At 60.0% G+C, this 13,323-nt stretch carries 10 protein-coding genes; 8 read left to right on the forward strand and 2 right to left on the reverse strand.

From position 1 onward, the window contains the following. Positions 1-10 precede the first annotated feature (10 nt). Complete coding sequence (locus AC1RKJ_RS18090) at positions 11-1,234, reverse strand: acyl-CoA dehydrogenase family protein (RefSeq protein WP_492792295.1); 1,224 nt, start codon at positions 1,232-1,234, stop codon at positions 11-13. 120 nt (positions 1,235-1,354) lie between these two features. On the opposite strand from AC1RKJ_RS18090, the gene AC1RKJ_RS18095 reads away from it, so the two are divergent. After that, positions 1,355-2,023, forward strand: coding sequence for a Crp/Fnr family transcriptional regulator (locus AC1RKJ_RS18095; protein WP_492792296.1), 669 nt, complete (start codon positions 1,355-1,357; stop codon positions 2,021-2,023). Between the two features lie 7 nt (positions 2,024-2,030). Here the strand turns inward: AC1RKJ_RS18095 and AC1RKJ_RS18100 are convergent, their stop codons facing one another. Beyond that, complete coding sequence (locus AC1RKJ_RS18100; protein ID WP_492792297.1) at positions 2,031-2,561, reverse strand: flavin reductase family protein; 531 nt, start codon at positions 2,559-2,561, stop codon at positions 2,031-2,033. A gap of 172 nt (positions 2,562-2,733) precedes the next feature. Here AC1RKJ_RS18100 and AC1RKJ_RS18105 point away from each other — a divergent pair, with 172 nt between their 5' ends. Genes AC1RKJ_RS18105 through AC1RKJ_RS18135 form a run of 7 tightly spaced genes read left to right on the forward strand, consistent with a single transcriptional unit; the run spans position 2,734 to position 13,296 of the window. After that, positions 2,734-3,948 carry an ABC transporter substrate-binding protein gene (locus AC1RKJ_RS18105; RefSeq protein WP_492792298.1) on the forward strand — a complete coding sequence of 405 codons (1,215 nt, stop codon included), beginning with the start codon at positions 2,734-2,736 and terminating at the stop codon, positions 3,946-3,948. Positions 3,949-3,953: 5 nt separating this feature from the next. Then, a complete protein-coding gene (locus tag AC1RKJ_RS18110) occupies positions 3,954-4,976 on the forward strand; it encodes a branched-chain amino acid ABC transporter permease (protein WP_492792299.1) in 1,023 nt (340 codons plus the stop codon). Positions 4,977-4,978: 2 nt separating this feature from the next. Continuing rightward, the gene (locus AC1RKJ_RS18115) at positions 4,979-6,766 is read left to right on the forward strand and encodes a branched-chain amino acid ABC transporter ATP-binding protein/permease (protein ID WP_492792300.1); all 1,788 of its coding nucleotides are present in this window, start codon (positions 4,979-4,981) and stop codon (positions 6,764-6,766) included. 2 nt (positions 6,767-6,768) lie between these two features. Further along, positions 6,769-7,512 (forward strand): ABC transporter ATP-binding protein, encoded by a 744-nt coding sequence (locus AC1RKJ_RS18120; RefSeq protein WP_492792301.1) that lies wholly within the window; start codon positions 6,769-6,771, stop codon positions 7,510-7,512. Then, positions 7,502-8,926, forward strand: coding sequence for an amidase (locus AC1RKJ_RS18125; RefSeq protein ID WP_492792302.1), 1,425 nt, complete (start codon positions 7,502-7,504; stop codon positions 8,924-8,926). Before AC1RKJ_RS18120 ends, AC1RKJ_RS18125 begins: the two co-directional genes overlap by 11 nt. Continuing rightward, complete coding sequence (locus tag AC1RKJ_RS18130) at positions 8,916-9,824, forward strand: alpha/beta fold hydrolase (protein WP_492792303.1); 909 nt, start codon at positions 8,916-8,918, stop codon at positions 9,822-9,824. The genes AC1RKJ_RS18125 and AC1RKJ_RS18130 overlap by 11 nt, the downstream gene beginning before the upstream one ends. Continuing rightward, entirely contained in the window at positions 9,787-13,296 is a 3,510-nt protein-coding gene (locus AC1RKJ_RS18135) for an indolepyruvate ferredoxin oxidoreductase family protein (RefSeq protein ID WP_492792304.1), read from the forward strand. Before AC1RKJ_RS18130 ends, AC1RKJ_RS18135 begins: the two co-directional genes overlap by 38 nt. Positions 13,297-13,323: the final 27 nt, after the last annotated feature.

The following is a 13,323-nucleotide window of genomic DNA, read 5'->3' on the forward strand; positions in this document are numbered from 1 at the left end:
TTTGAGATTGTCAAAGGCGGGTGCCGGGCGCCAGTTCGAGACCGAGCAGAAGCCTGCCATAGGCTTCCGAAATCGGTTCGGGTTGGAGCAGAAAATGCGAGCTCATGGCATGAACGTCGCGGAACAGTCGCTCGATCCGCGTACCCTCGGGCAGGATTGAACCGCCGATGGCAGCAAAGAGTCGTTGCGCTGAGCTGAGCGCCTGCCGTGAGGCAAGCGCGATTTTCGCACGATTGAGCCCGCGTTCTTCCGGCGATAGGACGCCGACTTTTTGAATACGCTTTTCGATCATCGCGGTTTCAGAAAGCAGGAATTCACGCAGGAAACTCATGGTCGCAGCGCTGTTACCGGCATCGACTTGTGCGATTTTATCATTGATTTGAACTTGCTGATTACCGGAGCTGATGCGGCTGCGAATGATCTTGATGCACTCTTCGCTGCCAGCGCTAGCGACGCCGAGCGTCGGCGCCAGCACCGACATCGCAAAGGCCGTGTTGAGCGGAAAGTCGAAGCACGGTTCGGTATTCGTGTTGGTCGGATGCTTCCGGCCGGCTTGCAGTTCCGACCAGCTCATGAAGCGGTGAGCAGGAACGAAAGCCTTTTCCAGAGCGATGTTTTTGCTCCCAGTGCCACGCATACCCATTACGCGCCAGCTCTGGTGGTCGATCTCAAATTCTGATTGGGGAACGAGGACAATGTGAGGCTCCTCGCCTCCGTTCGATCCTGGCAAGTTGACCAAGAGCCCGAGCCACGTCGAGATATCCACGCCGGACGCATATCGCCATCGTCCACTCAGGACGACCCCGCCTTCAGCGGCTTCAACGTTAATGTCTTGACCCACACCACCCGTCAGCATCGGAACGATGGGCGAGACGTTGGCTGCGAAGATCTCGCTTTGGGCTTCGGCTGAAAATTTTCCGAGCATCATGATGTTGGCACTGCTGAGGCCGGCGAGCCAGGCGCAGGACGAACAGCCCCGCGCGATGTCAAATGTTCCTTCCCACGAGAAACGAGGCGACAGACCAAGACCGCCGAACTGCAACGGGCGCATCAGATGAAATAGCCCTGTGTCGAACAGCCGTTCTGCAACGTCGTCGGGGATCCGTCGCGTCTCTTCGACTCGTGCTGCCTGCTCGGTCAGCCATGGGATGAGAGCTGCCGTTTTCGCAAGTACAGTCTCGGCCTCCCTTTCGACCGAGTCTGTCTCCGAAGCAGTCCGATGTGCCAAACCCATTGCGAATGCCTCCTCTCGCGCTATCATTGCTGATTGCGATACCGCTGACGGGCGCCGGGCGCTGTATCGCTGGATACGATTCGACGATTGGGTACAGGAAGGAGCCGGCAGGGTCGTGTGATGACGAAGAAGCCAGCTGCGACCTGGCGGATGGCTGACACGCTCGCCGCCAAACTTCTGTCCTTTGAGGGAAAGGTTCGGCTACGGAGTTTTTCCGAAGGAGAACAGCTTTACCGGCAAGGCGAGATCACCTCTTGTTTTTACTTCGTGAAGTCGGGACTTGTGCAAGTCTCGATCTTTCGGCGCGACGGTACCGAAGTGGTGCTCGAAAACATGGGTCCCAATGCGCTGTGCGGAGAGGGGGCCGCCTTTGACGGTTTGCCCAGATTTTCGACCGCAGCTGCTGTCGAGGACACCCAAGCTCTCGAGTTTGATGCCGCGCACTTCGAGCCGCTGATCCGGGCGGACCCCGAACTCGCCCTGGCTATGCTCAGATTGACGAGCCAGAAGCAGCGCATTCTAGCGCTGCGGCTTGAACATCTGGTCTCGAACGATCCGGAAGAACGTATTCTTGAGCTTCTGCATCGTCTGAGCGAAATGTTCGCTGTTGATCACGAACGCGGTCGCAAGATCCTTACTTACCTGACCCATGAGCAGATTGCATCGATGACCGGAACATCGCGCGTCACAGTCACCCGGACGCTCGGAAGGCTGCGTGATAAAGGGATGTTGTTCGGTGAGGACGGCTACACCATCCTCGCTAGAAAAATCAAAGCTGACAAAAACTGAATGGTGCCTATCCGGTCCACCAGAAGTCTTCGATTCGTTGCGCGTTGAAGTCAGTTGCCTCCTCATAGGCCAGCCGCGCATACTTGCCGCCGTGATAAAGCAAAGGTGTAGCGGCCGTAACCGGCCCAAACATGCATTCAATCTTGCCGACCAAAATGCGATGGTCACCGCCCGAATGCTCAGTCTCGAGCCGGCAAAGGAACGTCGCGTTCGCGGCCTTCAGCCACGGTACGCCGTCTTTCTCCTGCCAATGCCAGGTGGGGTCAGCGACTGGTCGCCCTGCGTGATGGGTAGACACATCTTGCTGGCTGCCTGACAGAATATTGACGGAAAATCGACCGACCGTGCAGATTCGTTTTGCCGTGGCGCTGGTCATCGCTGCGCAAAACAACAGCATTGGCGGCTCCAGACTGACCGGCGTCAGCGAATTGACCGTCATTCCGATGGGGCTTTGCTCGCCAGCCACCGCTATCAACGTGACCCCGGTCGTCAGCCTCCGAAACAGAGTTCGAAATTGCTGTGCCGTATCGCTCGTCATGTTTGCGGCTCCCTAAATCAATCCCGTATCAGAAGAGCACTACCGTCTGCGGCGCAGTGTCGGCTGTATCCAGGAGTACACTGTGAGCAGCGACAGATGTATCCACAGATACAGCGCGGCCGTGCCGGCCAATGACACCTTGCGGCGTCAATGCAGCCGTAAGGGGGATTTCATGACCATGACCAAGGAACGCGCGTCCATCGTATCGGGTATGTCATTACTGCTCGCCGGCAGCGCCATCGCGCTCGGTTTGTCAGGTACGGTTACGGCACAGGAAAAGCCGGAGCTACGCATCGCAGCGATTATCTCGGTGACCGGCGCTGCCTCGACGCTCGGAGCGCCTGAACGCAACGCCGTGGAGCTTTTTGACAAGACGTGGTCCGCGCGCACGGATCTGCCGTTCCGCATCAAGGTCGTCTCCTACGACGATGGCTCCGACCCAACCAAGTCCGTCAGCCTGACGCGCAAGGCGATCGAGGAGGATCGTGCGCATGTCGTGGTTTGTTGCACGACGACTCCCGGCTCGCTGGCAATCATAGATACAGTGAATGCCGCGAAGGTCACCATGATCTCCATGGCCTCGTCGGCCGCGATCGTTGAGCCGGCGAGTGCGCGGTCCTTCACCTTCAAGACGCCGACGTCCGACAAGCTGATGCTGCAGCGAACGCTCAACTACATGACGCGGCAGGGAATCAAGAAGATCGGATTCTTCGGTCTCGAAGATTCATATGGTGAAAACGGGTTGAAGGAACTTCAGATTGTCGCGAAGGACGCCGGAATCGAACTTGTGGCTACCGAGCGGTTCGCGCGGCAAGACACCAACTTCACGCCGCAGGCGTTGCGTCTGCGGCAGACGTCGCTTGACGCCGTCTACGTCCACGCGATTCCGCCGTCGGCCGACCTTGCACATGAGGCGCTCAAGCGCGTCGGTTATACCGGGCCGATCTATCATGGCGCAGGGTCATCGATCCGAAGCTTCGTCGATATCGGCAAGGCAAGCGTCGAAGGAGCGATTGTCGGCGTCGGCGCGCTCAATGTCTACGACCAGATCTCGAAGGAGAATCCTCTTCGCCCCGTTCTGTCGGAATTCGCGACCTTATATGACGCTGCCTATGGCAAGGGGAAGGTCGACCTGTTCGCCGGACAGTCATGGGATGCAATGATGCTCGCGGTGAATGCCTATCGCACGATGGGGAAAGAAAGCGTGAAGGAGGAAGATCTTGGAGCAACGCGCATTGCGATCAAGGATGCGATGGAACGCACCAAGGAGTGGCCGGGTGTGAATGGCATCTTCAACCTCAGTCCGACCGACCATCTCGGGTTGGACAAGCGATCGACCTTCTTGTCGAAGATCCAAGGTGGCCGTTTCGTCCTTGTTGAGGAGTGACGTAGTTGGACACGCTGCTTTTTCTGTTGGCGGACGGCGTCACCAACGGCGCTGTCTACGGGCTCGTCGCGCTTAGCCTCATCGTGGTCTACACGGTGACGCGCGTGGTGAACATCGCACAGGGCGAATACGTCACGCTGGGTGCGCTCTCCTTTGCGAGCGCGCTTGCAGGCTCGTTCAACGTGTTGAGCGCGCTGGTTGCCGGGGGTCTCGCGCTGTTCGCCGTGAGGGACATTGCTGACAGGCATATCAAAACCGGCGCTAAACTACACATGATGCTCACGCGCGCGGTCTGGATCGCGGGCGTGCTCGCCACGGGTTTCGCCGCAAAGACATTTGCGGAATCCTATTGGCTCGCGGCCCTGGCATCTCTGGTCGCGACCGCTTCCTTGGGGACGCTCATCTATCGGCTGACGGTTGAGCCGGTGCCGGGCGCATCTCCGATCGTGCTGCTCATCGTCAGCGTCGGAGTCTATATGGTTCTGCACGGCACGGCCGTGATGATCTGGGGCGCCGAGCCTCGATCCGTTCCGCCCGTCGTCGATGGAGGGCTTGCCCTTGGCCCAATTTACGTCACTTACCAAAGTCTCTGGATCTGTGGCCTCGCAGTCGCGGCGATGATTGGGCTTTATCTTTTTTCCGAACGAACGTTGGTCGGTCAGGCGCTCCAGGCGACAGCCGTAAACCGGACTGGCGCGCAGCTTTGCGGCATTCCGGTTCGCACGGCGGGGCAGCTCAGCTTTGGCATTGGTGCGGGCTTCAGCGCGCTGTCCGGATTGCTGCTGGCACCGCTTGTAACGGCCAATTACGACATGGGCTTTCCGATCGGACTGAAAGGCTTTGTCGCTGCGGCGCTCGGCGGCATCGTGGAGTATCCAACCGCCCTGCTTGGGGTCTTGCTGGTAGGCCTTACGGAATCGTTCTCGGCGTTTCAGATAAGTGCGTTCCGGGATGTGATTGTATTTCTCATGGTGATCCCGATTCTGCTCTGGCGCAACGCGGTTCGCCCGCCCGATGCGGAGCATTGAGCATGGCTTCCGAAGTCAGGTCCTTCTGGCGTTCGCCTGCGACGGCTTCAGTGTCAGTCGCAACTTCTGTTTTTGCGATCGCTTGCGCGATCTCGATATTCGCGCCCCAGTATAACGTCACGTTGCTCGTCACTGTCGGATTGACCGCTCTTGCGGCGACCGGTCTTACACTCCTGCTGATTTCAGGGCAGGTCTCCCTGGGGCAGGCCGCGTTCATGGCCATCGGCGCGTATGTGACCGCTATCCTGGCGCGGGACTTCGGCGTGGCGACCATCCTTGCCCTGCTCGCAGGCGTCGCAGCATCGACCGTCTGCGGGTTGATCATCGGTGCGGTCACGCTTCGGCTCAAGGGACATTTTCTGCCGCTTGCGACGTTGGCGATTGGAATCGCAACCAGCGCTGCGATTGTGGCTTCCGGCGGGATCACGGGCGGCGCATCGGGCTTTGGACAAATTCCGTTCCTCGCGATCGGACCGCTCGCGATGACGGATGATCGTACATTCGCAATCTTCGTCTGGCTGATCGTGGCCGTCGTGAGCGGCGGCCTGTCACGATTGCTCCACACGCGTACCGGGCGGGCCATCGCGGCACTGAAGACCAATCCCGAGATGGCGGAAGTTTTCGGCGTGGATGGTACGAGGTTGCGACTGGTCGTATTCGTCGTTGCCGCGACGCTGGCGGGACTTTCCGGAGGCCTCTATGCCTTCTATTTCAAGTTTCTCAGTCCTGCACCTTTCGGGTTGACCGCGAGCGTCAATCTGCTGATCGCGTGTATCTTCGGTGGTATGGGGCATCCATTCGGCGCGCTGCTCGGTGCTGCCGCGATCACGGCGCTCGAGACCGTGCTTCAGAATACCGTGGCCCGCATGCTGGGATTGTCCGGGCATGTGGAGATGATCGTATTCGGTCTCGTCCTGATCGGCGTTTTGCTCAAATGGCCCGGAGGTCTCTGGTCGGCACTGCAGCGCTTCTGGCCAAAATTCACCGTTTCTCGTCCCGCGCGTAGTATCGAGCTGACGCCGTCGAGGCGTGGTGCAACTGGCGAAGATCTTTTGTCGGTAGCGGCGATAGGCAAGAAGTTTGGTGGCCTGCAGGCTCTTCAGAATGTTTCGTTCACCGTCGGCGCCGACGAAATCGTCGGCCTCATCGGACCGAATGGCGCCGGCAAGTCCACGACGTTCAACATCGCAACCGGTCTTCTCCGGCCATCCCATGGGGCTGTTCTTCTCATGGGAGAGCCGCCGTCGGCGCGTGTGTCCGAGTTGGTTGATCGCGGCGTGTCCCGCACGTTCCAGCATGTAAGGGTCGTGCCGGAGCGGACTGTCCTTGAGAACGTAGCCTTCGGCGCCTATGCGCAGGGTCGTTCGGGGATGGTTTCCGGCATGTTCGGCCTCGATCGGAGTGAGGAAGCAGCGACCTTTGCGAAAGCCTGGCGTGCCCTCGAAATCGTCGAACTCGACGCGCTCGCACACGAGCCGGCATCACGGCTGGCAATGGGGCAAGCCAGACTTCTGGAGGTCGCTCGCGCACTCGTCAGTCGGCCGAGACTGCTGCTTCTGGATGAGCCCGCCGCCGGATTGCGCACTGGCGAAAAGGTGAAGCTCGTCACGCTGCTGCATCGCCTCAGACGCGCAGGCATGTCCGTGCTTCTCGTCGAGCATGACATGGATCTCGTTATGAACTGTGTTGATCGAGTGGTCGTTCTGGATCGCGGGCAGGGACTGATGACCGGCCTTCCCGACGAGGCGCGTCGGGACCAGCGGGTGATCGCAGCTTATTTGGGGGCGTGATCATGCCGGACCTGCGTGTCAGCGGATTAAATGTTGGCTATGGCCGTGCGACGGTCATTGAAGCTCTCGACCTGAACGTCAAGTCTGGCGAGCTTGTCACGGTCCTTGGCGCCAATGGAGCTGGAAAGACAACGTTGCTCAACGGCATCATGGGTCTTGCACCTCCTCGTGCCGGACACATTACACTCGACGGCGAGGAGCTGACCGGCCTCCGCCCGGAGCAGCTTGTCGGTCGTGGTGTCGTCTTGGTTCCAGAACGGCGGGAGCTGTTCGGAAGTCTTGCGGTCGAAGTCAATTTGCGGCTTGGCGGTTATCGAACCGGTGCGCTAGCGAATGCGCTGGACAGAATCTACGCGCTTTTTCCGATCCTCGCGGAGCGCCGTCGGCAAAAAGCGGCGACATTGTCCGGCGGCGAGCAGCAGATGCTTGCTATCGGCCGGGCGCTGATGGCTGAGCCCCGCCTGTTGATGCTGGACGAACCGTCCATCGGGCTTGCCCCGCTCATCGTTCATGAGATTCTCCAGGTTATCGGCCAACTCAAGACCGAGGGTCTTACGATCATTTTGGTCGAGCAGAATGCACGGCTCGCCTTGTCCGTCGCGGATCGGGGCTACGTTCTCGAAGTCGGCCGGATTGTTCTGGAAGGCACGAGCGCGTCGCTCTCCGCGGATCCGCGATTGAGCCAAGCCTATCTCGGCGGTGCAGCGGACTATGCGGCAGCGCGGGACCAAGTCTATGTCGATTGAGGGAGAAGCGTCGCGGCTCCATGATCGCTACAAGCGAGGCGAAATCTCGCCTGTCGAATTGACGCAAGCGCAACTCACAGCCATCGCGAATCTGGATCAGGCTGTGAACGCTTTCGTTCTGGTCGATATTGCTGTTGCGATGAGCATGGCGCGCGCATCGGAGGCGCGATACAGCCGAGGCGAACCGCTCGGCCCATTGGACGGCATACCTGTCACGATCAAGGATACGCTCAATGTTGCGGGGTGGCCGACACGGCGCGGTTCTCGCACCACATCCGAGAACCCTGTGTCCGCCGACGCCGTCTCTATTTCGCGCCTTCGCGCGGCCGGCGCCGTTTTTCTCGGCAAGACCACCACGCCCGAATTCGCCTGGAAAGGTCTCACCGACAGTCCGTTTGGCGGGGTCACGCGGAATCCACTCGATCTCGCTCTTTGCGCCGGTGGAAGTAGCGGGGGCGCTGCGGCGGCAATCGCATCGGGACTGGGAATCATCGGAATAGGCACCGACGCTGCCGGATCCGTTCGCATTCCGGCGGCATTTTGCGGTACGGTCGGATACAAGCCAACTTTTGGAGAAATTCCGCTTGATCCTTATCCGGCGGCATTCTCGCAGCTTCCGCACATCGGGCCCATTACCCGGACTGTGGCAGATGCCGCGCTCGCGGCTTCGGTGATGAGCGGCGCTGCCGCATCCGATTGGACGTCACTCAATAGGACTTCGCGCGAAAGATATGTCAGTGGGCCAAGGCTCCGTATCGGTATTCCCGATGATGTGGTTCACCACCTGGATCCGGACTTGAGGCGGGCATGGGACGAGGCGCTTGCCGCACTTTCTTCGGAATGGAAGATCACAGCAGTCAAGGTTCCGCTGGATGAAGCGCGGGACATCGTCGGTTCGCTCTATCGCCTGGGCTGTGCCTACGCGGTGTCACAAGTCCCTCAAGATAGACAGAGCGAGCTCGATCCCGCCCTGCTGGATTTCCTGGAACCGTTGCGGGGTCTCGGTACCGAGCAGTTACTTCAACTGCTGCGACGTCGCGAGGAAATCGCAAGCAGGGCGGCGATGTTGTTGATCAACGACGTCGATATTCTTCTGACCCCGACCATGCCGTGTCTTCCGCCACGCGTCGATGCTGCATCCTCCATATCGGATAGCGATTGGCTCGCTTGGTGTCCGTTCACGCCCTTCTTCAATCTCACGCATGGCCCGGCACTTTCCGTGCCGTGGTGGCGATCGGATCCACATGCTTTCCCGATCGGGTTGCAGATCGGGGCCGCGCCCGGACGCGATGAGACCGCAATCGCCGCCGCTGCGATGATCGAGAAACTAGCCGCACAACGTCGCCATCATTCACGCGGGTCCGTCAACGATCGCAGTACCGCAAACCATCCGGCGGGTTCTCATGCCGTCTGACGAAGTGATCGAACAACCCGTGCGTTTGACGCTGGAAATTCCGGGGATGGCCGCAGGAGAGCCGATTCATCTGTCCTATGTGCGCGCAGGCAAAGGCCGGCCTGTTCTTCTGCTGCACGGCTTTGCTTCCGATGCGTGTTCGGATTGGGTCGCGACGGGCTGGTTCAACGCATTGGCCGCGGTCGGATATGACGTCGTCGCCCCGGATATGAGAGGGCACGGGCGCAGCGTGAAGTTGCGTGAACCGGCCAGCTATCGGCTCGAGGCGTTTTCAGCCGATCTCATCGCGCTCTGTCGGGCATGCTGGGCCGATGCGCCGGTTGGTCTGGTCGGCTATTCGATGGGCGCGCATGTTGCGATGACCCTGGCGCTCGCGTGCCCCGGCCGGATCGATAGATTGGTTTTGGGAGGAATGGGCGAGCGGATCGTGACGACGGTCGGGCTGGCGCCAGAATTCGCCGACGCCCTCGATCATTCTGATCCGAATGCGGCGGATGGAGCCGCTCCCATGCTGCCAGCCTACGCCATCCGTTTCCGGGAACATGCTGCCTCCCGCTCTTTCAACGATCTCGGGGTGCTGGCGTCCTGTCTTCGCGGCCAAACAACAACCTTTGAAACCCGACGCTTGTCTACCGTCACCGCGCCCACCCTTGTGATCGTGGGCGACCACGACAAACTGGCCGGTTCTCCCAACGGCGTAGCGGCTCTTTTCCCGGACGGAATGGCCATCAGTGTACCCGGGCCGGGTCACGCGACGGCTCTCACCGATCAAAATTTTCGGGCGCGCGCGATCGAACATCTCGCCATGGCGCCGGCGGTCCCACCAGCGTCCGGCGTCGATGTGGCGGCAATCCCGCAGAATGAACAACAGTTTGCGGAGTTTTCCGACGATGCGTGAAGTTTCTTTGTCAGACAAATTCGAGTTGCTGGACGGCACGATCTTGATCACCGGAAAGCAGGCATTGGCAAGAGTACCTTTGCTGCAAAGGGAGATCGATCGCAGTCGTGGATTGCGAACCGCCGGATATATCTCCGGTTACCGTGGCTCGCCGCTTGGAACGGTGGACAATGAGCTTTTGAAGATCACCGATCGGTTGAAAGCGGCGGACATCGTTTTTGAGCCGGGCCTCAACGAAGACCTTGCCATGACTGCCGTTTGGGGAAGCCAGCAACTCGACTTCGTTCCGGGACGGCGCTTCGATGGCGTATTTGCAATGTGGTACGGCAAAGGTCCTGGCGTTGATCGTTCGGGCGACGCTATCAAACATGCCAATATGTCCGGCACACATCCCAACGGTGGCGTACTGCTTGCTTTTGGCGACGATCACGCAGGTAAATCGTCGTCACTCGCCCACCAGAGCGACCTCGCGCTGGCCGCCCACGAAGTGCCGATCCTGTACCCGTCGGATGTGCAGGATATTTTCAAGTTTGGTCTTGCCGGCTTCGCGATGTCGCGCGAATGCGGACTGCTCGTTGGGCTGAAGCTTGTCAACGAGACGGCGGATTGCACCCAGACCGTCGATTTCTCTCTCGCCGCGGTCCGTCCGATTCTCGCCGGCGATGCTTCGCCGCGCAACGACGTCAGCATTCGTGTGGAAATGCTGGCGGTCGCGGCGCAAGACCAGCGCATGGTCCGAAACAAGCTGCCGCGCGTTCATGAGTTCTCCCGCCGCAATGCCATAGACAGGATAGCGTTTGGCGCGGAGCGGCCATCGAGTCTCGGTATCGTCACGGCGGGCAAAGCCTTTCAAGATGTCATCGATGCTTTGCGTCTGCTTGGCATCGACGATGCTGGAGCGCGCAAATTGGGAATCGGCGTTCTGAAGGTGGGGCTGATTTATCCGCTCGATCCTCAACCGCTGACCGGCTTTGCGGCCGACGCCAAGGAACTGCTGTTCGTGGAAGAGAAGCGGCCGCACATGGAGCTTCAAGCGGCCACCTTGCTGTATCATCTGGAGCGCCGGCCACGGATTTCAGGCAAGCACACCCCCGACGGCGAAGCTCTGCTGCCGCTCGACGAACCGCTGGATGCGGCCGTCGTCGCGTCCGCACTCGGACGTCGCATAGTTGCTGTTCTGGAAGCCGACGAAAACAAGTCTCGGATAGCCACCGCGCTGGGTGGAATAGCCGCACGCATTGCTTTGTGGAACCGGATCGAAGTGGGGCCGCTCGCCCGCCGGCCGGTGTTTTGTTCGGGCTGCCCGCACAACCGCTCGACCAAGCTGCCGGAAGGCTCCTTCGGTGTGGCCGGAATCGGCTGCCACGGCCTCGTTCAGTTCATGGATCGCAACCCGTTGCCTTGCACGCATATGGGCGCGGAGGGGGTGAACTGGATCGGCCTCTCGCATTTCACCGATATGAAGCACGTCTTCGTCAACCTGGGTGACGGTACGTTTTCCCATTCCGGCTCACTGGCGATCCGCGCTTCGGCAAGTTCGAACGCCAACGTAACGTTCAAGATCCTTGCCAATGACATCGTGGCGATGACGGGTGGCCAAACGATCGAGAGCGGATTGTCGATCGGCGACATGGTTCGTCAGGTGTTGCTCGAGGGTGCGAAGCGCGTCGTTGTTGTGGCTGAAGATCCGGAGGCGGTGCGATCGCAGGAGTCGTTGCCGCGGGATATCCCGGTCGTTGACCGCACTCAAATGGAGAATGTGCAGAAGGAACTTCGCGAAATTCCAGGCACGACGGTCATCGTATACGTGCAGATCTGTGCGACCGAGAAGCGCAAGCGTCGCAAGCGGGGACAAGTTCCGACCGCTGCTAAGCACGTCGTGATCAATCCCGCCGTTTGCGAAGGCTGTGGCGATTGCTCGCGCGCGTCGAACTGCATGTCGGTGCAGCCGCTTGAAACCGAATTTGGCCGCAAGCGGCGCATCGATCAGGCAAGCTGCAATAGCGACATGTCCTGCCTGGACGGTTTTTGCCCGTCTTTTGTCTCGCTCGAAGGAGCGCATCTCCGGAAACCCGAGCGAGCCAATTTTGACGAAGCGGTCGCGCGGTTGCCGATGCCTCCTGGAAGGACGCCGGGCAGTTTACCCGTGGGCATATTGATGGCCGGAATCGGAGGGACTGGTGTGGTGACGGCGTCGGCGATTCTGGGCATGGCCGCGCATCTCGAAGGGCGCGGCGTCGGCATCTACGACATGACGGGGCTCGCTCAAAAAGGCGGAGCGGTCTACAGCCATCTTCGGGTGTCTGAGACGCCTCAAGACATTGCGCCGCTGCGGCTCGGCCTTGAGGATGCCGATTTGCTGATCGCGTCGGATCTGGTTGCCGCGACGCAGCTCGAGGCATTAAAGACGGTGAGCGCCCGCACCGCAATCATTGCCGATGGCTATGTTCCCGCGACGCAGAAATTCCATGAAAACGCGAATATCGACCTGGGCGCCGAAAGCCTCGTTCGCCGCCTTGAGGCGCGAGCAGGTCATCCGCTGACGCACGTTTCCGCGCATGAGTTGGCCCAGCGCGCCTTCGGCGATCCGATTGCGGCCAACATGATCCTTATCGGAGCGGCTTTTCAGACCGGCGTTCTGCCGGTGTCCGCGGAGGCGATCGAACGCGCGATCCGGCTGAATGGGTCGGCTGTTGAGTCAACGCTGCAGGCGTTTCGTCTTGGCCGGCTCAGCGTGTCCAATGAGGATGTCGCCAAGGAAATGTTGCGATCCCCCGAGCATGTCGCCACCTCCGCACCTGAACCGGTCGGTTCTCTGCAAGCACGTATCGACCTTCGTACCAAAACGCTTCGCGCCTATCAGGGGCCGGCCTATGCAGCGTCTTTCGAGGATCTTGTTGGTCGCGTGCGCACGGCGGAAGAAAAAATCTCTGCCGGTTCGACCAAGTTGACCGAGGCGGTTGCGCGAAACCTTTTCAAACTGATGGCCTACAAGGACGAGTATGAGGTTGCCAGGTTGTTGACAGACGCTTCTTTTTGGAACGGCGTTCAGAGAACGTTCGATGGCGGCGCGTTGAAGTTGCATTTGGCGCCCCCGCTGCTCTTCGGCCGCGATCCGGCGACGGGTCGCCCGCGTAAGAGAGCATTTTCGGCGCGCCGCTTGTTGCCGATCTTGCGCCTGCTCGCGCGAGGAAAGGTGCTACGAGGCACCGTGCTGGATCCGTTCGGCTGGACGCGTGAACGTCAGATTGAGCGGCGGCTTCGCGATCAATACGTTCGGTTAATCGATGAGGTTCTTTCTTGCCTATGTAAAGCGAACCATAAAGCCGCAGTCGCGCTTGTCTCCTATCCGGACGACATAAGAGGTTTCGGTCCCGTAAAGGACGAGGCTGTAGCGCGCCTTCAGCCTCGGGTTAACATCCTGCGGGCGCAATTCCATGGGGCAGGCGACGGTCCAGCGAGCGCAGCGTAACCGGATCTTGGCAGCCACGACACGGGG

It is taken from the genome of Afipia sp. GW822-FHT04G07, assembly GCF_058800765.1.

Coding starts and splice junctions, on each gene's coding strand:
- AC1RKJ_RS18120 (WP_492792301.1), top strand. CDS start 6,769: ATGCCGGACCTGCGTGTCAGCGGATTAAATGTTGGCTATGGCCGTGCG.
- AC1RKJ_RS18090 (WP_492792295.1), bottom strand. CDS start 1,234: ATGGGTTTGGCACATCGGACTGCTTCGGAGACAGACTCGGTCGAAAGG.
- AC1RKJ_RS18115 (WP_492792300.1), top strand. CDS start 4,979: ATGGCTTCCGAAGTCAGGTCCTTCTGGCGTTCGCCTGCGACGGCTTCA.
- AC1RKJ_RS18135 (WP_492792304.1), top strand. CDS start 9,787: ATGAACAACAGTTTGCGGAGTTTTCCGACGATGCGTGAAGTTTCTTTG.
- AC1RKJ_RS18095 (WP_492792296.1), top strand. CDS start 1,355: ATGACGAAGAAGCCAGCTGCGACCTGGCGGATGGCTGACACGCTCGCC.
- AC1RKJ_RS18130 (WP_492792303.1), top strand. CDS start 8,916: ATGCCGTCTGACGAAGTGATCGAACAACCCGTGCGTTTGACGCTGGAA.
- AC1RKJ_RS18125 (WP_492792302.1), top strand. CDS start 7,502: ATGTCGATTGAGGGAGAAGCGTCGCGGCTCCATGATCGCTACAAGCGA.
- AC1RKJ_RS18100 (WP_492792297.1), bottom strand. CDS start 2,561: ATGACGAGCGATACGGCACAGCAATTTCGAACTCTGTTTCGGAGGCTG.
- AC1RKJ_RS18105 (WP_492792298.1), top strand. CDS start 2,734: ATGACCATGACCAAGGAACGCGCGTCCATCGTATCGGGTATGTCATTA.